This window comes from Actinomadura sp. 21ATH, assembly GCF_041951345.1.
Taxonomy (GTDB): Bacteria; Actinomycetota; Actinomycetes; order Streptosporangiales; family Streptosporangiaceae; genus Spirillospora.
In genome coordinates this window covers 1-500 of record NZ_JBGNUR010000050.1, presented here as the reverse complement: position 1 = coordinate 500, position 500 = coordinate 1, and the positions used below count along the sequence as shown (strand labels likewise).

Sequence of the window (500 nt, the reverse complement as noted above, 5' to 3'; positions counted from 1 at the left end):
TTCGTCTCCTTCGGGGGATGTTGGTTGGGGAGCGTGGGGCCCGAGGGGGTAGTAGGTGAGCGATGGGGTGACGCAGGAGGGTAGCTCAGCCCAGGCGATGGTTGTCCTGGGGTAAGCATGTAGCCCGGTGTGTAGGTAAATCCGCACGCCTTGTGGGTGAGATGTGATGCCGAGCCGTTTTAGGTGAAGTGAGTGATCCCATGCTGCCGAGAAAAGCCTCTAGTGAGTGTACCGGCGGCCCGTACCCTAAACCGACTCAGGTGGTCAGGTAGAGAATACCGAGGCGATCGGGTGAACTGTGGTTAAGGAACTCGGCAAATTGCCCCCGTAACTTTGGGAGAAGGGGGACCACGCCTGGTGATGGAGTTTACCTCCGGAGCTGGGGGTGGTCGCAGAGGCCAGGGGGAAGCGACTGTTTACTAAAAACACAGGTCCGTGCGAAGTCGTAAGACGCTGTATACGGACTGACGCCTGCCCGGTGCCGGAACGTTAAGAGGACC

The 500-nt window shown here is 59.0% G+C and carries 1 rRNA gene; it reads left to right on the top strand.

Annotated elements, in window-relative coordinates:
• Positions 1-500: ribosomal RNA gene (locus ACA361_RS42300) — 23S ribosomal RNA — on the top strand; the annotation flags it as partial.